21 protein-coding genes are annotated in these 21,977 nt (G+C 63.0%); 10 read left to right on the top strand and 11 right to left on the bottom strand.

The features are described 5' to 3' along the window. Nucleotides 1-26 precede the first annotated feature (26 nt). Entirely contained in the window at nt 27-1,055 is a 1,029-nt protein-coding gene (gene znuA, locus IF10I1_RS05720; protein WP_186415442.1) for a zinc ABC transporter substrate-binding protein ZnuA, read from the top strand. Nucleotides 1,056-1,434: 379 nt separating this feature from the next. Here znuA and cysN read toward each other — a convergent pair whose 3' ends face one another. The 3 genes from cysN to pcaQ form a co-directional block, all read right to left on the bottom strand. After that, the gene (gene cysN, locus IF10I1_RS05715; RefSeq protein ID WP_186415441.1) at nt 1,435-3,372 is read right to left on the bottom strand and encodes a sulfate adenylyltransferase subunit CysN; all 1,938 of its coding nucleotides are present in this window, start codon (nt 3,370-3,372) and stop codon (nt 1,435-1,437) included. A 2-nt stretch (nt 3,373-3,374) separates the two neighbouring features. Then, the gene (gene cysD, locus IF10I1_RS05710; RefSeq protein WP_186415440.1) at nt 3,375-4,280 is read right to left on the bottom strand and encodes a sulfate adenylyltransferase subunit CysD; all 906 of its coding nucleotides are present in this window, start codon (nt 4,278-4,280) and stop codon (nt 3,375-3,377) included. Between the two features lie 245 nt (nt 4,281-4,525). Beyond that, nucleotides 4,526-5,443 (bottom strand): pca operon transcription factor PcaQ, encoded by a 918-nt coding sequence (pcaQ, locus tag IF10I1_RS05705; protein WP_208977467.1) that lies wholly within the window; start codon nt 5,441-5,443, stop codon nt 4,526-4,528. A gap of 453 nt (nt 5,444-5,896) precedes the next feature. Here pcaQ and pcaD point away from each other — a divergent pair, with 453 nt between their 5' ends. The 5 genes from pcaD to IF10I1_RS05680 all read left to right on the top strand — a co-directional run bounded on the left by pcaD (nt 5,897) and on the right by IF10I1_RS05680 (nt 10,066). Beyond that, nucleotides 5,897-6,691 carry a 3-oxoadipate enol-lactonase gene (pcaD, locus tag IF10I1_RS05700; RefSeq protein ID WP_371341205.1) on the top strand — a complete coding sequence of 265 codons (795 nt, stop codon included), beginning with the start codon at nt 5,897-5,899 and terminating at the stop codon, nt 6,689-6,691. Then, nucleotides 6,684-7,130, top strand: coding sequence for a 4-carboxymuconolactone decarboxylase (gene pcaC, locus IF10I1_RS05695; protein WP_019962627.1), 447 nt, complete (start codon nt 6,684-6,686; stop codon nt 7,128-7,130). The genes pcaD and pcaC overlap by 8 nt, the downstream gene beginning before the upstream one ends. Then, nucleotides 7,127-7,879 carry a protocatechuate 3,4-dioxygenase subunit beta gene (gene pcaH / locus IF10I1_RS05690; RefSeq protein ID WP_058900275.1) on the top strand — a complete coding sequence of 251 codons (753 nt, stop codon included), beginning with the start codon at nt 7,127-7,129 and terminating at the stop codon, nt 7,877-7,879. Before pcaC ends, pcaH begins: the two co-directional genes overlap by 4 nt. A 3-nt stretch (nt 7,880-7,882) precedes the next feature. Then, nucleotides 7,883-8,509: a protocatechuate 3,4-dioxygenase subunit alpha gene (gene pcaG, locus IF10I1_RS05685; RefSeq protein WP_186393824.1), complete on the top strand. Its 627-nt coding sequence runs from the start codon at nt 7,883-7,885 to the stop codon at nt 8,507-8,509. 216 nt (nt 8,510-8,725) lie between these two features. Next, nucleotides 8,726-10,066, top strand: coding sequence for a 3-carboxy-cis,cis-muconate cycloisomerase (locus IF10I1_RS05680; RefSeq protein ID WP_186393825.1), 1,341 nt, complete (start codon nt 8,726-8,728; stop codon nt 10,064-10,066). Nucleotides 10,067-10,287: 221 nt separating this feature from the next. On the opposite strand, the gene IF10I1_RS05675 is transcribed toward IF10I1_RS05680, so the two are convergent. Together IF10I1_RS05675 and IF10I1_RS05670 are read right to left on the bottom strand one after the other, a co-directional pair. Beyond that, entirely contained in the window at nt 10,288-10,587 is a 300-nt protein-coding gene (locus IF10I1_RS05675; RefSeq protein WP_244284748.1) for an excalibur calcium-binding domain-containing protein, read from the bottom strand. Between the two features lie 114 nt (nt 10,588-10,701). Continuing rightward, a complete protein-coding gene (locus IF10I1_RS05670) occupies nt 10,702-12,219 on the bottom strand; it encodes a LysM peptidoglycan-binding domain-containing protein (RefSeq protein ID WP_186424394.1) in 1,518 nt (505 codons plus the stop codon). Nucleotides 12,220-12,462: 243 nt separating this feature from the next. Here IF10I1_RS05670 and IF10I1_RS05665 point away from each other — a divergent pair, with 243 nt between their 5' ends. Both IF10I1_RS05665 and IF10I1_RS05660 read left to right on the top strand, forming a co-directional pair. Then, entirely contained in the window at nt 12,463-13,068 is a 606-nt protein-coding gene (locus IF10I1_RS05665; RefSeq protein WP_186393827.1) for a TIGR00730 family Rossman fold protein, read from the top strand. Nucleotides 13,069-13,291: 223 nt separating this feature from the next. Beyond that, nucleotides 13,292-14,539 (top strand): diguanylate cyclase, encoded by a 1,248-nt coding sequence (locus IF10I1_RS05660; protein ID WP_050471228.1) that lies wholly within the window; start codon nt 13,292-13,294, stop codon nt 14,537-14,539. 157 nt (nt 14,540-14,696) lie between these two features. Here the strand turns inward: IF10I1_RS05660 and cimA are convergent, their stop codons facing one another. The 5 genes from cimA to cysS form a co-directional block, all read right to left on the bottom strand. Beyond that, nucleotides 14,697-16,289, bottom strand: a complete 1,593-nt coding sequence (gene cimA / locus IF10I1_RS05655) for a citramalate synthase (RefSeq protein WP_186424393.1) — start codon at nt 16,287-16,289, stop codon at nt 14,697-14,699. Between the two features lie 35 nt (nt 16,290-16,324). After that, the gene (gene pip, locus IF10I1_RS05650) at nt 16,325-17,287 is read right to left on the bottom strand and encodes a prolyl aminopeptidase (RefSeq protein ID WP_186424392.1); all 963 of its coding nucleotides are present in this window, start codon (nt 17,285-17,287) and stop codon (nt 16,325-16,327) included. A 4-nt stretch (nt 17,288-17,291) separates the two neighbouring features. After that, a complete protein-coding gene (locus IF10I1_RS05645) occupies nt 17,292-17,783 on the bottom strand; it encodes a GFA family protein (RefSeq protein WP_186424391.1) in 492 nt (163 codons plus the stop codon). Between the two features lie 296 nt (nt 17,784-18,079). Further along, entirely contained in the window at nt 18,080-18,448 is a 369-nt protein-coding gene (locus IF10I1_RS05640; RefSeq protein ID WP_186424390.1) for an endonuclease domain-containing protein, read from the bottom strand. Between the two features lie 276 nt (nt 18,449-18,724). Next, on the bottom strand, nt 18,725-20,140 hold the full coding sequence (gene cysS, locus IF10I1_RS05635) for a cysteine--tRNA ligase (protein WP_186424389.1): 1,416 nt from the start codon (nt 20,138-20,140) through the stop codon (nt 18,725-18,727). Between the two features lie 360 nt (nt 20,141-20,500). Between cysS and IF10I1_RS05630 the strand changes: the two genes are divergently transcribed. After that, nucleotides 20,501-20,689 (top strand): hypothetical protein, encoded by a 189-nt coding sequence (locus IF10I1_RS05630; RefSeq protein ID WP_026355305.1) that lies wholly within the window; start codon nt 20,501-20,503, stop codon nt 20,687-20,689. Nucleotides 20,690-20,783: 94 nt separating this feature from the next. Then, nucleotides 20,784-21,134 (top strand): helix-turn-helix transcriptional regulator, encoded by a 351-nt coding sequence (locus IF10I1_RS05625; protein ID WP_019962642.1) that lies wholly within the window; start codon nt 20,784-20,786, stop codon nt 21,132-21,134. A 21-nt stretch (nt 21,135-21,155) separates the two neighbouring features. Here IF10I1_RS05625 and IF10I1_RS05620 read toward each other — a convergent pair whose 3' ends face one another. Continuing rightward, complete coding sequence (locus tag IF10I1_RS05620; RefSeq protein ID WP_186393833.1) at nt 21,156-21,686, bottom strand: CreA family protein; 531 nt, start codon at nt 21,684-21,686, stop codon at nt 21,156-21,158. Nucleotides 21,687-21,977 lie beyond the last annotated feature (291 nt).

Raw genomic sequence — 21,977 nt, 5'->3', positions numbered from 1 at the left:
CCCCCGAGGACTGAAGGAGACTTCCCATGTCCCAGACTTCCCGCACCGGCTCCAAGAGCCGTCTCGCCCGCGCAGCACTGGCCGGCACGGCCCTGATGCTGCTCAGCCTTTCCCCTGCACTCGCCGCGCCCAAGGTCGTTGCCTCGATCAAGCCGGTGCACAGCCTCGTTGCCGCCGTCATGGACGGCGTAGGTGAGCCCTCCGTCATCGTCGATGGCGCCGCCTCGCCGCATACCTTCGCGCTGAAGCCTTCAACCGCCAAGCTGATCGCGGATGCGGATGTGGTGTTCTGGGTCGGGCCGGAGCTGGAGCCTTTCCTCTCAAAGCCGCTCGAAACGCTGGGCGAAAAGGCCGAGGCCATCGAACTGTCCGAAGCGCCGGGCGTCAACAAGCTGCCGGTGCGCGAGGATGCCAATTTCGAGCCGCATGACCATGGTCATGAAGAGGGCGAAGCAGGACACAGCCATGCGGGGCATGATCACAGTCATGGCCATTCGCATTCACATGACCACGGCCATGGCCACGAGCATGGCGAGTTCGACGCCCACGTCTGGCTGGACCCGGAAAACGCCAAGGCCATGGCGGACGACATCGCCCACCACCTGTCCGAAGCCGATCCGGAGAACGCGGCCACCTATGCCGCCAATGCCGCTGCGCTGAAGGAAAAGCTGACGGCGCTGGAAACCGAGCTCGCCGCCGAGCTGGAGCCGGTGAAGGACAAGCCCTTCATCGTCTTCCACGATGCCTACCAGTATTTCGAACAGCGCTTCGGCGTGCGGGCGGCCGGCTCCGTCACCCTCAGCCCGGAAGTGCAGCCGGGTGCCGAGCGTGTCGCCGCCCTGCGCACCAAGCTGAAGGACCTGGGTGCCGTCTGCGTCTTCTCCGAGCCGCAGTTCGAGCCGAAGCTGGTCAGCGTGCTCATCGAAGGCACGGATGTGCGCACCGGCGTTCTCGACCCGCTGGGCGCGGATGTGGCCAATGGCAAGGACCTCTATTTCGAGGTGACCCGCAACATGGCCGCCTCGCTGAAGTCCTGCCTGTCTGGCGCGAACTGATCGCGCACATAACGGCAAGGCTGAAACATCAAGGGCGCGGAGATGATCCGCGCCCTGTTTTTCGTTGAACGACAGTCATTTCGTCATGGCATGACTTGATCATGCCATCCATGCCGAGACCTCTCACAACGGGCAGTCAGCATGGGAAGACAGCAATGTTGAGGCCTCGCCGGGCAGAAGCGTCACGGCATGGATGCCATGGCCGTAGCCATGGCATGACGAATACGGTTTGCGTTCCCCGCAACCGGCGGCCCCGCATGTGCCCGCCTTCAGACTCATACCAAGGCTCCGGGATGCTGACGCATCACGCCTTGAAATTGCTCAGGCGCCGCACGGGCCTGACCAACTCTCGATGAGTCGAGCTCATCGAGAGTTGTTATCAAATCCCCTCGCCGGCCGCGAAATAGCCGATGGCGGGGATGATGCCTTCCCGGCGCAGGTGGTTGAGCACTTCCTCGGCCAGAACCTCGGCCTCACGCCCTGCGGTCTTGAGGTGCAGTTCCGGGTTTTCCGGTGCTTCATAAGGGCTGCTGATGCCGGTGAAGTTCGGGATCTCGCCCGCCATCGCCTTCTTGTACAGGCCCTTGGGATCACGCGCCTTGCAGTCGTCCAGCGGCGTGTCCACGAAGATCTCGATGAACTCGCCCGGTTCCAGAAGTTCGCGCGCCATCTGCCGCTCGGCCTTGAAGGGCGAGATGAAGGACACCAGCGTGATCAGGCCCGCATCGGTGAAGAGCTTGGCCACCTCGCCGACGCGGCGGATGTTTTCCACCCGGTCGCCGTCGGTGAAGCCCAGATCCCGGTTGAGGCCGTGGCGCACGTTGTCGCCGTCGAGCACATAGGTGTGCCGACCTTCCAGATGCAGCTTCTTCTCCACAATGGAGGCGATGGTGGATTTGCCGGACCCCGACAGCCCGGTGAACCACAGCACCACCGGCTTCTGCCGCAGGCTCTCGCTGCGGGCCGCCTTGTCCACGTCCAGCGCCTGCCAGTGGATGTTGCTGGCCCGGCGCAGCGCATGGGCCACCATGCCCGCTCCCACCGTCGCATTGGTCATGCGGTCGATCAGGATGAAGGCACCCATGGTGCGGTTGGCGCCGTAGGCCTCGAAAGCAGCCGGAGCGGCCAGCGATATGTTGCAAAGACCAATCTCGTTCAGTGCCAGCGTCTTGGCTGCCGTCTGCTCGAAGGTGTTGACGTTGATCTTGTGGCGGATCTCCGTGACCGATGCGGTGATCGTGCGTGCGCCGATCTTCATCAGATAGGAACGGCCCGGCAGCAGGGCGTCTTCCGCCATCCAGATCACATGAGCGGAGAGCTGGTCTGCCACATCCGGGCGCGCCTGAACGGGCGCCAGCACATCACCCCGGGAAATATCGATCTCGTCCCGAAGGACGATGGTGACTGCCTCACCGGCGCTCGCGCTGTCCACATCACCGCCAGCACCCAGAATGCGGGTGACCGAAGACGTCTTTCCGGAGGCGGCGACAACCAGCTCCTCTCCCACGGACACGCGGCCGCTGGCGATGGTGCCGGAATAGCCGCGGAAGTCGAGGTTCGGGCGGTTCACCCACTGGACGGGGAACCGGAAGGTGCGGGCCTCCTCAGCCCCGTTCACATCGACGCTTTCCAGATGCTCCAGCAGCACCGGACCATCATACCATGGCATGCGGGCGCTGCGGGTGGTGACATTGTCGCCATAGCGGGCGGAGATGGGGATCGCCTGGAGCGTCTCGAAGCCGAAGCCACGGGCCAGCTCCTCGAAGGCCTGACGGATTTCGTTGAAACGCTCCTGCGAGAAATCCACGAGATCAATCTTGTTCACCGCCAGCACCGCGTGGCGAATGCCCAGCAGCGAGGCAATGAAGGCGTGGCGGCGGGTCTGGGTCATCAGCCCGTGGCGGGCATCGACCAGCAGCACGGCGAGATCAGCCGTCGAGGCACCAGTCGCCATGTTGCGGGTGTATTGCTCGTGGCCCGGCGTGTCGGCAACGATGAACTTGCGCTTGTCCGTGGCAAAGAAGCGGTAGGCCACGTCGATGGTGATGCCCTGCTCGCGCTCGGCCTCAAGACCATCCACCAGCAGGGCCAGGTCCATGTCCTCGCCCACGGTGCCGTGCTTGCGGCTGTCCTTTTCGAGTGCCGCAAGCTGGTCCTCGAAGATCAGCTTGGTGTCATAGAGCAGGCGCCCGATCAGGGTGGACTTGCCGTCATCAACACTGCCGCAGGTGAGAAAGCGCAGCTGGTCCTTGTTTTCCTGCGAGCGGATGTAGTCGAGCACGGCCTCTTCGGACGTGAGGTTTTCGGAGAAGTCCATGATCAGAAATACCCCTCGCGCTTCTTCTTTTCCATGGAGGCGCTGTCGTCGTGGTCGATCAAGCGGCCGGAGCGTTCGGATGTGCGCGCAATCAGCATCTCGCGCAGAACAGCAGGCAGCGTATCAGCCTCAGATTCAATGGCACCGGTCAGCGGATAGCAGCCGAGCGTGCGGAAGCGGACGGATTTTTCTTCCACAGTCTCCCCGGCACGCAGCTTCATCCGGTCGTCATCGACCATGATCAGCATGCCGTCCCGCTCCACCACCGGGCGGGGTGCGGCGTAATAGAGCGGCACCATCGGGATGTTCTCCGCCAGGATGTACTGCCAGATGTCCAGCTCGGTCCAGTTGGACAGGGGGAAGGCGCGGATGGATTCGCCCTTCGCCACGCGGGCGTTGTAGAGGTTCCACAGCTCCGGCCGCTGGTTCTTCGGGTCCCAGGTATGGGCCGCCGTGCGGAAGGAGAAGACGCGCTCCTTGGCGCGGGACTTTTCCTCGTCGCGGCGCGCGCCGCCAAAGGCCGCATCGAAGCCGTATTTCGTCAGCGCCTGCTTCAGCGCCTCGGTCTTCATGATGTGGGTGTGGACCTGCGAACCATGGTCGAAGGGGTTGATGTTCTGCGCCAGCCCGTCCGGGTTGGTGTGAACGATCAGTTCCAGCCCGAGCCGCTTTGCGGTCTCGTCGCGGAAAGTGATCATCTCGCGGAACTTCCAGCCCGTATCCACATGCAGGAAGGGGAAAGGCGGCTTGGAAGGATAGAAGGCCTTCATCGCCAGATGGAGCATCACGGAGGAGTCCTTGCCGATGGAGTAGAGCATCACCGGATTGCGGAACTCTGCCGCCACCTCGCGGATGATGTGAATGCTCTCCGCCTCAAGGCGCCGGAGATTGCTGAGCCGGTCTGACATGCGATTGCCTTCTTCCACTCCCTCTTCCCGCCGCGTTGCTGCACCGGGAACATGTGCGCGAGACTATAGGGCGCTGCCCTTGCGCATAAGAAACAGTTTTGCGCAGTTTGCCGGAAGCCGGACCTTTACTCCCGCTTTTTGGGGTCCTGGGAGAAATCCCTTCGGCAGCATCAATTCAGGTGTCATGCGTCCAGGCAGGCTTGGACCCGGGCCAAAGCCGTGAGACATGGGCATGTATCAATCCATCAGCGCGCCATTCCGGCGGCAAAGCGCAGGCAGGCCTGCATCAGGATCAGCGCCGGTGTCGGCGGCGTATCAGCGCGGGTGGTCAGCCCCACCGGCCCCAGCGTTTCCGCCGTCTTCACCGGCAGTTCCACCAGATCGCCGTTGGCAATGTCGCGGGCGACCACGCCGCTGGAGATGATCCACACCGCGTCACTGTCCAGCGTGTAGATGCGGCCGAACGTGTCGGAGATGGTCTCCACCCGCTTGGGCAGATGGGTGACGCCGTTGGCAATCAACAGCCGCTCCACATAGGGCCGGATGATGGCCTCTCGCGTTGGATAAAGCACGGTGAAATCCGCGATCCGGGCCAGATCCGCCGAAGGCTCATCCAGCAGCGGATGCCCCCGGCGCACCACCAGCGACACGCTTTCGGAATAAAGATGCGTGAAGGAGAGCCCCTGCATCTGTTCAGGATCAGCCAGCCGCCCGACGACGAGATCCAGTTCTCCCACCCTGAGACGCCCTAGCAGGAAGCGGTTGGGCCCAGTCTCCATCGTCAGAACCGTGCCGATGGCCTCTGCCTCGAAGCGCTGCACCGCCTGCGGGAAGATGCGCGCTGCGACGCTGGGCAGCACGCCGACATTCAGGAACGAATCCCCCGACATGCGCGCCTGCGCCACGCTGTCGAGCCCCTGCTTCAGCGCAGCAAGGCTGGCGCCTGCATAATGCAGCAGCACGTCGCCGAACTGGGTCAGTTCCACGCCTTTGCGCGAGCGTTCGAACAGGCGCACGCCGAGAATGTCCTCCAGCTCCTTCAGGGTCTTCGAAACAGCTGGCTGGGTGATGGCCAGCGCATCGGCGGCTTTCACCAGACTGCGCCTGCGGGCAACCTCCAGAAAGCACTGGATGTGGCGGTATTTCACCCGGCCATCAATGATCATCCATTCCCTCCGGTTATGCTGACTGGACAATTTGTCATTTTACATAACCGATGGATGAATGAAATAGTCTGCCTCAGGAGAAGACGTGTTCCAGATGGGGCGCTACGAGTTCACTTACCGCTTTCGCGCAAGAGACTTCAGACTGAAGATGGCTTGCTGCACAGCATCTCAGCCCCCCTCCCCCTCGTGGGGAGGGGTAAGGGGTGGGGGCTCTGAGCTTGCAACTACCTGAAGGATTTGCCGCCTTTTGAAGAGACCTTCAAAAGGAAGTGCGCCCCAAGAGCATTTGTTTCTCTGGCTGCCGGATAGGCTTCCCCCCCACCCCTACCCCCTCCCCACGAGGGGGAGGGGGGCGGAAAGGCCTACCAAAGAAACGGGAATTGGGGCCTGCGAGACAGTCCGGAATGAACATCGCCCGCAAGGGAAACGCGGCAAGAGGGAGAGAGTGCGTTGCAGATGATCCGCGCAAACGGTGTGTGCCTGCATGTGAGCGACAGCGGCGAGCAGCACCTGCCTGTTCTCGTTTTCGCCAATTCGCTTGGCACGGACTTCCGATCCTGGGACCGGGTGGCGGCGCATTATTCCGGCAGGTTCCGGATCCTGCGCTACGACATGCGCGGCCACGGCCTGTCCGAGTGCCCCGATGGCCCCTATTCCATTGAAGATCTTGTTGCCGACCTCGACCAGCTTCTGGCGGCGCTCGGCATCACCTATGCCATTGTCGTGGGCCTGTCCGTGGGCGGGCTGGTGGCGCAAGGTCTGGCGGCTCTGCGCCCCGGTCTGGTGCGGGCAGCGGTGCTCAGCAACACGGCGGCCAAGGTGGGCACGGCGGAAATGTGGGCCCAGCGCATCGCCGCGATTGAAGCGGCCGGAATTGCCTCCCTGTCAGAACCCATTCTGGAACGCTGGTTCTCCGCCGCCTTCCGCAAGAGCCGCCCGGAGGAACTCTCCGGCTGGCGCGCCATGCTGACCCGCACCACGCGGGAGGGTTACACCGGCATCTGCCATGCGCTGGCTGGCGCAGATCTCACCGCTTCCACCGCCAAGCTGAAGCTGCCGGTGCTGGTGATTGCGGGCAGCGAGGATGGCTCGACCCCGCCCGACCTGGTGCGTGGCACTGCTGATCTCATCGAAGGCTCACGTTTCACCCTGATTGAGGGGGTGGGCCACATCCCTTGCGTCGAGGCGCCGGAGGCCTTCTGCGCTGCCGTCGATACTTTCCTTGAGGAGCATTCCCTTGTCTGACCGTTCCCCCGGCTCGCGCCATGCCACCGGCATGAAGACCCGCCGCTCCGTTCTGGGCGATGCCCATGTGGACCGGGCCATCGCCAACCAGACGCCCTTTGACGAGGACTTCCAGACGCTGATCGTGGAAAGCGCCTGGGGCACGGTCTGGGCCGATGACAGTCTGACAAAGCGCGAGCGCAGCCTTGTCACCATTGCCCTGCTGGCCGGGCTCGGCCACCATGAGGAACTGGCCATGCATGTGCGGGCCAGCGCCAACACCGGCGCCAGTGCTCGCGACATCCGCGAAGCGCTGCTGCATGTGGCAATCTACGCCGGGGTGCCTGCGGCCAACACCGCCTTCAAGATTGCCCGCGAAACCCTGGCCGCCAACGGGCGGATGGGCGAAGTGGAGGAAATGCGCAAACCTGCTGATCTGGATCAGGGAGGCCAGTCATGAGCGAGACCCCAAGCAACTTTCCGAGCCCGGGACTGGGCGACTATTACCAGCGCGAGCTGTCCATGCATCCGCCAGCCTATGCGCCGGGCTACAAGAGCTCCGTCCTGCGCTCGCCGCAGAAGGCGCTTCTGTCGCTGGAACAGGGCATGGGCGAGATCACCGGCCCGGCCTTCAACCACAACGACCTCGGCCCGCTCGACAATGACATGATCCTCAACTACGCCAAGACGGGGGAGCCCATCGGCGAGCGGATCGTGGTGCATGGCCGCGTGCTGGACGAGAACGGCCGCGGACTGCCGGAAGTGCTGGTGGAAGCCTGGCAGGCGAATGCAGGCGGCCGCTACCGCCACAAGAAGGACACCTATCTCGCCCCGATCGACCCGAACTTCGGCGGCTGCGGCCGCACCCTGACGGACGAGAACGGCTACTACTTCTTCCGCACCATCAAGCCGGGCCCCTATCCCTGGCGCAACTACATCAACAGCTGGCGCCCGGCCCACATCCACTTCTCGGTGTTCGGCCATTCCTTCACGCAGCGCCTGATCACCCAGATGTATTTCGAGGGCGACCCGCTCATCGATATCTGCCCGATCGTCAAGACCATCCCGGATGCCGGTGCCATCGAGCGGCTGATCGCCCCGCTGGACATGAAGGCCTCTGCACCGCTCGACTATCGGGCCTACCGCTTCGACATCGTGCTGCGCGGCCGCCGCTCCACGCTTTTCGAAAACCGTCTGGAAGGAAACTGAACCATGGTTCTGCCGCTTCCCTATCTTCAGGAAACCGCCAGCCAGACGGCAGGCCCCTATGTCCACATCGGGCTTGCCCCGCAGGCAGCCGGGTTCGACATTTTCGAAAAGAACTTCAGCCATGTGGTGGCCGGGCCAAACACGCGCGGTGAGCGCATCCGCATCGAGGGCCGCGTCTTCGACGGCTCCGGCACGCCGCTGAAGGATGTGCTGATCGAGAGCTGGCAGGCCAACAGCGATGGCCGATACAACCACCCGGAAGACAAGGGGCCAGGCCAGCTTGATCCGGATTTCCGGGGCTGGGGCCGCAGCTGCTCGGATTTCGACACCGGCGTCTTCGTCATCGAAACCATCAAGCCCGGCTCCGTGCGCTGGCGTGACGGGCGCCCGCAGGCCCCGCACATCAGCCTGTGGATCGTCGCACGCGGCATCAACATCGGCCTCAACACACGGCTTTATTTCTCCGACGAGGAAGAAGCCAATGCCAAGGACCCGGTCATCAATCTGGTGGAGCACCCGGTGCGCCGCAAGACGCTGATCGCCCAGCGCGGGGAGCGGAATGGCGAGGTGGTCTATACCTTCGACATCCACATCCAAGGTGAAAACGAGACGGTGTTCTTCGACATCTGACCGCAGGCGGACAAGATACGGACCTGACCGGGGGGAGATCCAGATAGCCCATCAAGCCCTGATCAGGAACCGTGCATGGAGCCGGGCCAAAGACGGCCCGGCTCCAGTCTTTTCTGCGCTGCTCCAGCACCCGGCATCCGGCCCGCCCTTGGCGGGCTCTTGCCGTTCCAGTACCAATAGCCGCCAGTGCCATTTCCGGCCGCATCAGGGACAGCCATGACCGTCAGCCCCTTCGATTCCCCTCTCCTCTCCGGCCTGCTGCAGGATGGCGAAACGGCGGCGCTGTTCAGCGATGCGGCCGCCCTTGCGGCCATGCTGGAGGTGGAGGCAGCTCTCGCACTTGCGCAAGGGGACTGCGGCCTCATTCCGCCGGACGCTGCGAAGGCGATCAGCGCGGCGGCAAGACACCTGACGCTGGACCCGGCCGCCCTTTCGTCCGCCACCGCGCAGGATGGCGTGCCTGTGCCTGCACTGGTCGCGGCCCTGCGCAAGGCCGTGCCGGCAGAGCATGCTCCCTTCGTCCATTGGGGCGCGACCAGTCAGGACATTGCCGACACCGGTCTGGTGCTGCGGCTGTCGCAACTGGCAGACCTTTTCGAAACGCGCCTGCGTAATCTCGCCCGCCTTCTCCTGCGCATGGCTGAGGCACACCGGGCAACGCCCATGGCGGCGCACACCCGCATGCAGCAGGCAACGCCCACAAGCTTCGGCCTGAAGGCTGCCGTGTGGCTGGCGCCGCTGCTGGCGCATCTGGAACGTCTTGCTCAATTGCGCCCGCGCCTGCTCCGACTGTCGCTGGGCGGGGCTTCCGGCAACCTTGCCGCGCTGGCCCCGCATGGGCTCGCGGTGGAAGCAAAGCTGGCCGAACGGCTGGGCCTCACGATTTCGCCCGTGCCCTGGCATGTGAGCCGCGACGGGCTGATGGAATTTGCGAGCTGGTGCGCCCTCGTCACCGGCAGCCTCGGCAAGACCGGGCAGGACATTGCCCTCCTCTCCCAGAACGAGATCGGCGAGTTGCGCCCCGGCAGCGGCGGCGGCTCGTCCACCATGCCCAACAAGGCCAACCCGGTGGGCGCCGAAGTGCTGATCGCCCTCGCCCGTTACACCGGCGGCCAGCTTGGCACCCTGCAGCAGGCAGCCATCGCCGAGTATGAGCGCAGCGGCGCGGCCTGGCTGATCGAGTGGCTGAGCCTGCCGCAGATCGCTGCCGCCACCGGCAAGGCGCTCGCAACCGCCACCAGCCTGCTGGACAGCCTCGTCATCGACACCGCCCGCATGCGTGCCAACATCGAGGCGAGCAACGGCCTGCTGCTGGCAGAGGCCGCCAGCTTCGCGCTCGCCGCCACCATGCCCCGTCCGCAGGCGCAAGATTTGGTAAAGAAAGCCTGTGCTACAGTCCTCGCAACCGGCACCCATCTCTTCGATGTGCTGGCCGCCATGACCCCGGTTCCCGCAGACTGGAGCACCCTCAAGGACCCTGCGCTCCACATGGGTGAATCGGCGGCGCTGATTGACCGGATTGTGGAGTCGGCTCAGGCACTTGGCCTTGAGAGCTGAGAGACAGATTCGGCTTCTTCACACATTGATTCAAGCACTTGGCATTTTGAATCCGCTTTTCCGGCCAAATCGGCGGAGGTGATTCATGTGGCAGGTGCAAGCGGCTGATGCCGCTGAGTCAGTGTGTTGAGACGGTGAGTCAGCAGCCGCTTGTATCAAGGCATCCGGGATGCTGACGCATCACGCCTCGATAATGCTCGAACGCCGCACGGAATTTGGTCTTAGCGGCAACCGAACTGGTCCATCAGTTCCCGCACCTTCTGCAGATTGCGCTGCGTGCTGTCACCGCAGACCTTTTCGCAAGGCACCCCATCACCGTCGCCGTCCGCACGGGAATAGCCGCAGACACACCAGAGATAGACGGCCTCCTCGCAGGAGCGCACCGTTCCGCAGGAGCCGCCGCAGCTGAACCGCTGCGCCACCTGCAGCTCATCCAGGGCAAGGGAGAATGGCTCCGCCTCAGCGCGCACCTGTTGCGCGGCGGCAAGCAGGATGGCGATCATCGCCAGGACAACACGCATGGCCAAGCAACTTCTTTCGTGAACCGGCTTCCATTGTAACAGATCTGCAAAGCCGGAAAAACCGAAGGCGCCGGTTTCCCGGCGCCTTGCAACTCATTGGCATTGATCGGCAACTTACTGTGCAGCGCCTTCCGGAGCGGCGCCCGGGGTAAGGAACACCTGTCCCGGATAGATCAGGTCCGGATTGCGGATCTGGTCCTTGTTGGCCTGATAGATGGTGGTGTAGCGGAAGCCCGTGCCATAGAGTCGGCGGGAGATGTTCCAGAGATTGTCGCCCTTGCGGATGATGACATTCGGCACCTGCGGGGCAGCAGCGGCATCGGACGCGCCTTCAGAACCGGCTTCCTCGACCTTGCTCAGAACGATCTCCTGCGGCTCGGCCTTGCGGAACGATACGGCAGCACGGGCCAGAACCGCACCGGTGACCGGGTCCACATGGTCGGCACGAACCTCGACGTCACCAACCGGAATCTCAGCCGTGGTTTCCAGCAGCCAGCGGCCATCCCCGTTGGCCTTCGTTTCACCAACCAGAGCATCGGCCACATAGATGCGCAGCAGCGCATCCGCCGTGCTGGTGCCAGCCACATAGAGCTTGCCATCCTCGGACTCGACCGCTTCCACGGTGACCGGCGCGATGACGGGCTTGACCTCTGCTGCGGGCGCTTCTGCGGGCGCAGGCGCGGCAGCAACCGGTGCAGGCTCGGGCGCGGCCCGGGCCGGCACGGCCGCCTGTTCCGGAGCGGCCTCCGCGGCAGCTTCAGGAGCGGCGTCTGGGGTTGCGTCTGAGGCTGCGTCTGGGGCTGCTTCAGCAGTGGCTTGCGGGGCAGCTTCAGGTGCAGATGCAGGTTCCGGTGCAGATGCTGCCGCCGGTTCGGTGGTGCCGGCCTCCGGCACGGCGGTTTTAGCGGCCGCAGGCGCCGGCTCGGCAGCAGCTGCTTCTGCTGCAGGCTCTCCTTCGGGCGCTACCGCCGGTGCCGCTTCAGCTGCTGGCGCGGTCTCCTCCGGCTTCGGAGTGGCCTCAGCGCTCGCCACCTCGACAGCGGCGGGCTGCTGCAGCACGCTGGACGGCGCATCCGGGCTGTTGAGGACGATCAGAGGACGTTCCTGACCGCTGCCCGGAAGGGAAACGGTCAGGCGCTGCGCCGACTCGATGGTCTTCCCGTCAGCCGTTTCCATGCGCAGCAGCATGTCGTAGTCGCCGGGCGCCAGCGGCTTGTCGAGGACCATCGACCATTCCCCTGCCTCATTGGCTGTGGCGGTGCCGATCACCTCGCCATTGGCCAGCAGAGACACCTTCGAGCCCGGTGCCGCACGGCCCGCAATCACGGCTGCGCCATCGGCTTCAATTCCAGCAACGTCAAAGCTGGGAGCTTCCGGTTCGGGAGTTGCGGCAGGTTCAGCCGCCGGGGCCGGGGACTGGACTGCGGCCGGCTGGGACGCGGTATCAGGAGCCGTTGCCGCCGGGGCCTCGGCCTGAGCTGCAGGGGCGGCCGTCTGACTTGCGGCTTGCGGGGCACTTGCCGTTTCCCGGGGCGCTCCCGCATCCTTCTGGCTCAGATAGCCTGTCAGCAGCGCAATGATCCCCACGACCACGGCAATGACCAGACTGACGGTAACCCCTTTACGTGTCATCTCAGACCCCAAACCCTGATTGGAGGTGCGGCGACTCTCTTCAACAGCCGCGCAGCTCGCCCCCTGCCACATGCCCGGCTGCACCGGACACCCAATTTCTGAACAGTTCCCCAGCGTTTCACGAAGAACACCACAAGATCTAGCAGATTCGCCGCATAAACGGCATTTTGCACAAGGCACGCAAGCTTTGTTGCCGCAGGCAATGCTTGACCATGGCTGTCTGCCAATGCCAAACATTTTGCCATGACGAATCTCAAAAGCATTTGTGTCTATTGCGGATCAAGCTTCGGCCATGACGCAACCTATCTGGACGCTGCCCGAAGCCTCGGCCGGTTGATCGGCGAGGCAGGGCTGTCGCTTATCTATGGCGGCGGTTCCGTTGGCCTTATGGGGGCAGTCGCCAAGTCCGCCCTTGATCATGGGGCACAGGTAACCGGCATTATCCCGGAGTTTCTCGAGCAGCGCGAAGTCATGCTGCATGAGGTGAGCGATCTCATCGTCACCCGCGACATGCACGAGCGCAAGAAACTGATGTTCCAGAAGTCGGATGCTTTTGTCGCCCTGCCCGGCGGTATTGGCACTCTGGAGGAGGTCGTCGAAATGATGACCTGGGCCCAGCTGGGACAGCACCGCAAACCGGTACTTCTGGCCAATATCAACAGTTTCTGGTCTCCGCTCCTGGAACTCCTCGACCACATGCGTAACGAGGCTTTCATCCGGCTCGAGCAGGATGTGCCCTATCTCGTTGCTTCTGACACTGCCAGTATCATTCCGATGCTGCAGGAAGCCTTCCAGTCCTCACAAAACGCCCAACTTGTTGATGCCGCAGCGGGACTTGAGAACTTCTGACAAGGTATACGTATAACTGCCTATAACAACTCAAGGAAGTATTTGCCGGGGCACACACCTATAATTCGAGCGCCCGGGCAAACTATTGATATTTTGACTCTTTCCCCGCCGCCGGCACCGCGTCAAATTAGTCATTTGAGAAAAATTGACGCGTCAGGATAACTGTTTGTTTGTGATTGGCATTCACTATTCTCGAAACTTTTATCAATGCCGGCGGACAGATATGCAGAAGATCCTTCTCGTCGAGGATGCCGCCTTCTTTGAGAAGGCTGCACTCAAGAAACTCGCTGAGATCGGAGAGCGCCGGATCACGGTGGCAAGGACCCTTGCCCAGGCGGAAGCCCAGCTCACAGGCGGCGGCGAAGCCTTTGAGCTGGCCCTTGTCGACCTGACCCTGCCCGATGCTCCGGACGGTCAGATTGTGGACCTGTGTATCTCGCACAGGGTTCCCACGGTCGTTTTCACCAGCCGCTTCGAGCCCCACCTGCGCAAGGCGATGCGTGACAAGGGGGTGCTCGACTACATCATCAAGGATAGCCCTTCCAGTCTCGACTACCTCGGCGATCTGGTGCAGCGGCTGGGCCGGAATTCGTCCATTGGCGTGCTGGTCATCGATGACGCGGTGGTCGAGCGGACCTATATGAGCGAGACGATTGCCCGGCACCGCTACAAGATGTTTGTGGCCAGTTCCGCCAAGGAGGGCATGCAGTATCTGCAGGATTATCCGGAAATCCGGCTGGTCATCGTGGATTACTTCATGCCGGAGGAAGACGGATTCTCGTTCCTGAAGGCAATCCGGCGCAAGCGCAGCCGGGAATCCCTCGCCGTCATCGGTATTTCCGGATCCGAAGACATGGAAAACCGCATCCGCTTTCTGAAATACGGCGCCAGCGACTTCCTGCACAAGAGCTGTCCGCCGGAAGAACTGCTGCTGCGGGTTTCCCAGAACCTCGATGTCATCGACCGTTTTGCCGATCTCAGCGACCGCAGTTTCCGGGACGCTCTGACCGGGCTCTACAACCGCCGCTTCCTGTTCAGTGAAGGCATCCGCCTTGTTTCAGAAGCCCAGGAGCGCGGCGAAGTCCGCTGGCTGGCGCTGGTTGACGTGGACAAGTTCAAACATGTCAACGACACCTACGGCCACGAAGCCGGAGACCGGGCGCTGATTGCCCTGTCGGACGAACTTCTGCGGCTTGCAGGCGAAGAAGGTCAGGCGGTCCGGCTGGGCGGTGACGAGTTCTGTGCCGTATTATGCGGAAAGAGCGAAGCAGAGGTCATGACCCGCGTCGAAGCCTTCCGCTGCCGGCTGCAGAGCCTCGACATTTCGTCCGGCGAGCAGACCTTCCGCATTGCCGCCAGCATTGGCCTGTCAGTCATCCCCGGCCATGACTTGTCGGAAGCCATCCGGACCTCCGACGCCCGGCTGTATTCCGCAAAGGACTCCGGACGCAACCAGCTCGTTGCCTCTTGAGCCTTCGCGTTCAGTCACCCCTGCCTCGGGCGGCAGGGGCTGATCTTATACCAATGCTTGATGAGCTTGACTCATCGAGCATTGGTTAAGCCCTTGCGGCGCTTGAGCATTTTCAAGGCGTGATGCGTCAGCATCGAAAGCCTTGGCATTAGGGGTCCTATCCCGCCGACTTCAACAGCGCATAGGTGATGGAATCCGTCAGCGCCTGGAACGAGGCATCGACGATGTTGGACGACACGCCGATGGTGAACCAGCGCTGGTGCGTGGTCTTGTCGTGGCTTTCGATCAGCACGCGCGTGATGGCGCCCGTGCCGCCATCGAGGATACGCACCTTGTAGTCCACCAGCTCCAGCCCCTCGATGGCCGACTGATACTTGCCCAGATCCTTGCGCAGCGCGCCGTCCAGCGCGTTGACCGGGCCGTTGCCCTCACAGACGGACATGCGGGTTTCCCCGTCGATGTCCACCTTCACCACCGCCTCGGACATGGTGACCTGCTCGCCCACCGCATTGAAGCGCCGCTCCACCATGACGCGGAAGGACTTCACCTCGAAGAAGCGCGGCACCTTGCCCAGGATGCGCCGGGCCAGCAGCTCGAAGGAGGCATCGGCCGCCTCATAGGCATAGCCCTTGGCCTCGCGCTCCTTCACTTCCGTCAGCAGCGCATCCAGCTTCGGATCGGCCTTGTCCACGTCAATGCCAAGCCGGGAGAGCTCGCCCAGCAGGTTGCTCTTGCCCGCCTGGTCAGACACCAGAACCTTGCGCTTGTTGCCAACGCTTTCCGGCTCCACATGCTCATAGGTCTTGGGGTCCTTGAGCAGGGCCGAGGCATGGATGCCGGCCTTGGTGGCAAATGCGCTTTCGCCCACATAGGGGGCATGGCGGTCCGGGGCGCGGTTCAGCATCTCGTCGAAAGTGTGCGAGATGGCCGTGATGTCCTTCAGCCGCTCCGGCCGGACGGAGAGTTCCACCGTATCCCTGTAAGGCGCCTTCAGCATCAGCGTCGGGATCAGGCTGATCAGATTGGCATTGCCGCAGCGCTCGCCGATGCCGTTTAGCGTGCCCTGGATCTGGCGCACGCCAGCCTCCACCGCCGCCAGCGAATTGGCCACCGCCTGGCCTGTGTCATTGTGGGCGTGGATGCCCAGATGACTGCCCGGCACCACCTGCTTCACCCGGGCGATGATCTCCTTCACCTCGCCCGGCAGGGTGCCGCCGTTGGTGTCGCACAGCACCACCCAGCGCGCGCCCGCTTCATAGGCCGTGCGGGCGCAGGCCAGCGCGTAGTCCGGATTGGCCTTGTAGCCATCGAAGAAATGCTCGCAGTCGATCATGGCTTCGCGGCCAGCAGCAACAGCGGCCTGCACCGTGTCGCGGATGCTTTCGAGGTTCTCCTCGTTGGTGCAGCCGAGCGCCACTTCCACGTGGTAGTCCCAGGACTTGGCCACAAAGCAATTCGCATCCGCCTTGGCCTCCAGCAGCAGCTGCAGGCCCGGATCGTTGGAGGCGGAGCGCCCTGCCCGCTTGGTCATGCCGAAGGCGGTGAAGCGGGCGGTCTTCGTCCGCTTTTCCGAGAAGAACTCGGTATCCGTCGGGTTTGCACCCGGATAGCCGCCCTCGATGTAATCGACACCCAGCCGCTCGAGCAGTTCTGCAATCGCAATCTTCTCCGCGATGGAAAAGTCGATGCCGCTGGTCTGCGCCCCGTCACGGAGCGTGGTGTCGAACAGGTAGAGTTTCTCGCGGGTCATTGTCTGGATACCGGTTTCTGGCTGTTTTTTTAGCTTCAAGCCTCGGGAAGGCCTGCGAACATGTCGGTGGCGCGGATCAGCCGGTCGAGGATGCCCGGCTCGTTGAAGGCGTGCCCCGCCCCTTCGATGAGGTGGAAATCCGCCCGCGGCCAGGCCTTGTGCAGGCCATAGGCATAGCGCACCGGGCAAGGCATGTCGTAGCGGCCATGGACGATCACGCCCGGAATGTCCTTCAGCTTGCCCGCGTCGCGCAGCAGCTGCCCCTCTTCCAGCCAGCCGCCATGCATGAAGAAGTGGTTCTCGATGCGGGCGAAGGCATGGGCGAATTCGTCCTCGCCGAACTGCTGGCTGTTGTCGAGGCTCGGCAGAAGGGTGATCGTCTCCCCCTCCCACAGGCTCCAGGCCTTGGCCGCCTCCACCCGCACACTCTTGTCCGGATGGGTCAGCAGGCGCTGATAGGCCGCCATCATCGCTTGGCGCTCGCCCTCCGGCACCGGCGCCTGAAACCTTTCGTATTTCTCCGGGAACATTTCGGAGACACCGAACTGGTAGTACCAGTCCAGTTCCGCCTTGGTCAGCGTGTAGATGCCGCGCAGCACCAGTTCGCTCACGCGCTCCGGATAGGTCTGGGCATAGGCCAGAGCCAGCGTCGAGCCCCAGGAGCCGCCGAAGACAAGCCACTGGTCCACGCCCGCCAGCTTGCGCAGGCGCTCGATGTCCTCCACCAGATGCCAGGTGGTGTTGGCTTCCAGTTCCGCGTGGGGCGTGGAGCGGCCGCAGCCGCGCTGGTCGAACAGCAGCACGTCATAGTGATCCGGATGGAACAGCCTTCTGTGCGCCGGCGAAATGCCGCCGCCCGGCCCGCCATGCAGGAACACCGCCGGCTTTTTGCCCGGTGTGCCGGAGCGTTCCCAGTAGATGGTGTGACCATCGCCCACATCGAGCATGCCGGAGGCATAGGGCTCGATTTCGGGATAAAGGCCGCGCAATTCCGTCATTGGATCATTCCTTCCTCAGGCCACCTTCCGGCGGCCAGACGTCTGTATCATGATCGGGGTGCTGGAAGCTGACGATGGCAGCCAGAAACGCCGCCGCCGCAACATCCTCCTCCGTCTTGCGTTCCGGCAGATCCGGCACCGCATCGGCATAAGGCAGCTTGCCCTCCACCCCATAGGCAACAATGGGCACGATCCCGCACGGATCGTCAAAGGCAGCAATGGAGATGGCCATGCCGTCCGGCGCCTCATAGGTCAGCGGCGTGCCGCAAGCGGAACAAAAGCCGCGCGACACAACGTTGGAACTGCGGAAAACGGCCCGCTCCCCGCGCGTCCACTCCACGCTGTCCGCCTCGCGCACCGACACCAGCGGCGCATAGAAGCCGCCGAAAGCCTTCTGGCACATGCGGCAATGGCACACCGACGCATGCCCCAGCTGCCCCCGCACCCGGAACCGCACCGCCCCGCACTGACACCCGCCAGACCGTTCACTGGTCATGATTGGTTCTCCCTGCTGCAACTCGCCATACCTCGCGCCTAGCCATGACACACAACACTGGCCAGTTTGCATTCTACTGCCGAGCCCCCCACCCCTTCCCCCTCCCCACCGGGGGGAGGGGGGCTGTGAGACCTTGCTTCACGTCACTTTCAGACCGGAGGAAACTCAACACAAAGGAAGTTTTCCCTTACCCGCAGTGAGGAGGCCTATTTGAAGCCCTGCCTATCCGCCCCCCTCCCCCTCGTGGGGAGGGGTTAGGGGTGGGGGGCACACTCTCGAGGGACGCCCAGCTCAAGTCACCCGGCACTCCCCTGCAGCCCCAACCGCCTCAGCACATCTTCGACCACGCCCTCAAGATTATGTTCAACATCCGCAGCCGCATAACGCCAGACTTGAAACCCTTCCTTCTGAAGCCACCTGTCCCGGGTTTCATCCCTTGAAACTTGAACCCCGGTCCCATGCACCTCACCGTCGGCCTCGATAACCACACGGCGCGAGAGAATTGCGAAATCCGCGACATATGGACCAACCGGAGCCTGGCGCCGCACGTGAATTCCATATGCCTTCAACTGTCTCAACTGCACCCAAAGCGCTTTTTCCTGAAAGGTCTGCTCCCTCCTCAAGCTGACCGCCCGGCGTCGTGTGTCCTTCGAGATTGCGGTCAAGTTACACACCCCTTTTGCCTGCAGTCAGTCGCGCTTTGAAGCCCAGCTTCCTTGCAACCGCAGAGCCCCCCACCCCTTACCCCTCCCCACGAGGGGGAGGGGGGCTGAGAGGCTTTGCCAAGATCCACTTCCAGAGGAGAGGAAGCTCATCACAAAGGAAATTTTTCCCTCAACCGCAGTGAAGAGACCAGCCTGAAGCACTGCCTATCCGCTCCCCTCCCCCTCGTGGGGAGGGGTTAGGGGTGGGGGGCAGACTCTCGAGGGACGAAAGGCCCCTCAGCGCTTCACCTCCCACGTGGTCACACGCTTGCCCGTTGCAGCGTCCTTGCCGTCCTTGAGCTGGATGCCCATGGCGGAGAGTTCGTCGCGGATGCGGTCGGCTTCAGCCCAGTTTTTGGCTTCAAGACTGGCAAGGCGGTCTGCAACGAGGGTTTCGATGCGGCCCGTATCCACGCCCTCCAGCACAGCAGCAACAGGCGCGAGCCCGAGCAGACGCGCACTGGCCCAGTAGACCGGAAGCAAGGCACTGTCCTTGGCGGCGTCCTGCGCAAGGCCATGCAAGGCCTGCACGGCAGCAACCGTATTGAGGTCATCCGTCAAGGCAGCCAGAATCTCCGCTGCCGGAGCCCCATCGGCGTCCTGAACCTCTGGCCACTTCGCCAGCAGCCGCTCAGCCTCCTCCAGCCGTTTCACCGAAAAATCAATCGGCTCGCGGTAGTGCGTCATCAGCATGGCAAGGCGCAGCACTTCGCCGGGCCATTTGCGGCCGCCGAATTTTTCCGTGTGCAGCAGGTCATGGATGGTGACGAAGTTGCCCTCGGACTTGGACATCTTGCGCCCTTCCACCTGCACGAAACCGTTGTGCAGCCAGAAGTTTGCCATGACGCTGGTGCCATGGGCGCAGCAGGACTGGGCGATTTCGTTTTCGTGATGCGGGAAGATGAGATCCAGCCCGCCGCCGTGAATGTCGAATACCTCGCCCAGATGATGGGCGCTCATGACCGAGCATTCGATGTGCCAGCCGGGGCGGCCACGGCCCCAGGGGCTGTCCCAGCCCGGCTCTTCCGGGGAAGACAGCTTCCACAGCACGAAGTCGCCCGGGTTCTTCTTGTGGGCGTCAACGGCAATGCGCGCGCCTGCCCTCTGGTCCTCCAGATTGCGCTTGGACAGCTGGCCATAGGCCTCCATGGAGCCCGTGTCGAACAGCACCTCGCCCCCGTCTTCCGTCTGCGCCACATAGGCATGGCCGCGGGCAATCAGCGTCTCGATCATCGAAACCATGCCCGCAATGTGCTGGGTCGCGCGCGGCTCATGGTTCGGCTCAAGGCAGCCCAGCGCCTTCACGTCCGCGTGGAACTGGTCCGCCGTGGTGGAGGTCACCCGTGCGATGGCATCGTTCAGCGGCAGGCCGGGAAAATCACGCAAGGCGCGGGCGTTGATCTTGTCATCCACGTCCGTGATGTTGCGCACATAGGTGACGTGATCGGCCCCGTAGAGATGGCGCAGCAGGCGGTACAACACGTCAAAGACAATGACAGGCCGTGCATTGCCGATATGGGCGAAGTCATAGACCGTCGGCCCGCACACATACATGCGCACGTTCTGCGGATCGATCGGATGGAAGACATCCTTCGTCCGGGTGAGCGTATTGGTCAGGCGCAGAACCGGGGCGTCCGGGCTGGCATTCGTCATGACACGTCGTCTCCTGGCCTGCTGGCCGGGGGCGTCCGTCTCTTTGGAATTGGCGCAAGGAGGGAACGGCCACAGCCAGCAAAGGTGCTAGCTGCAAATAATGGTGATCGGAATGAGGGTCCGGCTGGCCGTATTCATGGCTCTGTTGTGACCGGTTTCCCGTTTCCGGTCAAGCATTCATCTGCCGCGCCGCGCAGGCCCGAGGGCCCGGTTCCCTCAAGATCCAAACACCTGTTCACGAAGCTGAACGCCAGCTGAATTTGCCCCTCAGACCCGGTTCAGCGCGCCCCAGCCACAGTAGCGCCATGAGTTGAACACAGCCCGCCGCAGCGGCCGGGCAAGATGAAAATGGGGCCTGTCATGTTTGCACGTCTTGTCTCGGTCTGCTTCGTTCTCGCCATCATCGCCTCCCCCTTCGCCGGCCTTGCAGCCCTTGCCTCCAGCAAGCCGATGCCCTTCGGCGTCTCCGCCCAGAAGAGCATGTGCATGACCACCGGCGTCAGCTGCGGTGCCGGCCACATCCTGCTGCCGGCCATGATCCGGGGCTGAGCGCACCGGCAGGCTGCAGCGCTCTTTCAGAAAGCCTGAAGACAGTGTAACGGCGCGGCTTGAAACAATCGGGTCTAGGTGCCATCTTGCGCCCATGGAAACCAAGGCTCTGGAAGAAAAGGCCGAAGCGGCCACACAGTTTCTCAAGACCATCGCCTCGACGCCGAGGCTGATGCTCCTGTGCATGATGGCCGACCGCGAGTGCAAGGTCGGCGATCTGGCCGAACAGACCGGCATGCGCATGCCCACCGTCTCCCAGCAGCTCAGCCTGCTGCGCGCGCAAGGGCTCGTGCGCACCCGCCGGGAAGGCACGACGATCTATTACCGGCTGGCGAGTGATGCGGCACGCGATGTCATGGCGGTGCTTTACGCGCATTTCTGCTCGCCCGATGCAAAGCCTCAGGAAGCGCCGCAGACCGAGGACGAGGAAGAGCCCGCGCTGTAAGCCAGTGCGGACTTCTGCCTGTCATTTATCCAGAAAATCAGCACAGCGCGGCGCTTCGCCACTGCCCCATGGCATGATGGGAACGGTGGAGGTGGAGTTCTTCGGGCTGCCTTCCACCAGCTTGTCGGAATAGACGAGATAGACCAGCACATTGCGCTTGGTGTCGCAGCCACGCACGATCCGCATTTTCTTGAACAGGAACGACCGGCGCTGGCGGAACATCTCCTCGCCCTGCTCGAAGCGCGCCTTGAAGCTGACCGGCCCGACCTGACGGCAGGCGAGCGAAATATCGGAGACTTCCTCCGCCACACCGAGCCAACCCTCGATGCCGCCCTTTTCCGGAACGGTGAAATGACAGGCGACACCCTCCACCACCGGATCGTCGATGGCATAGGTTGCAAGCTTGTGGTCGGGCGTGAGGAACTTCCACACGGTGGACTTCTTGAAGATGAGATCCGGCTGCTCCGCCGCGAGGGCCGAACCCGCCGCAAGCAGAAAAGCCAAAAGACCACCTGCGAGCCTTCCGGCCACGCCTCCGTGTCTGATGCTCATGCCCGTTGCCCTTTCCTGTCACGCAGATCAATGTTCCTTTTATGTGGCCGCTCCCGCAGCAATTTTCCATAGCGGGCACAAGCTGCAGCCACAGCCGCACGGGGTGCGCCGCCTGCAAGACCAGTTTCAGCAGGAAGCTGGTCTTTATGTTTTCCTTATGCGCCCTGACTGACTTCCCAATCGAACCCTGATGCCGTTTGCGGCGATTGTGTGCCGGTCACAACAGGAGACCGGATCATGTCCGACATCATCTTTCTCGCGCTTGGATGCGGCTGCCTTGGGGGGCTTGCC

The organism is Pannonibacter sp. I15F10I1 (genome assembly GCF_900185665.1).
Taxonomy (GTDB): Bacteria; Pseudomonadota; Alphaproteobacteria; order Rhizobiales; family Stappiaceae; genus Pannonibacter; species Pannonibacter indicus.
This window is presented reverse-complemented; position numbering and strand designations above follow the sequence as displayed.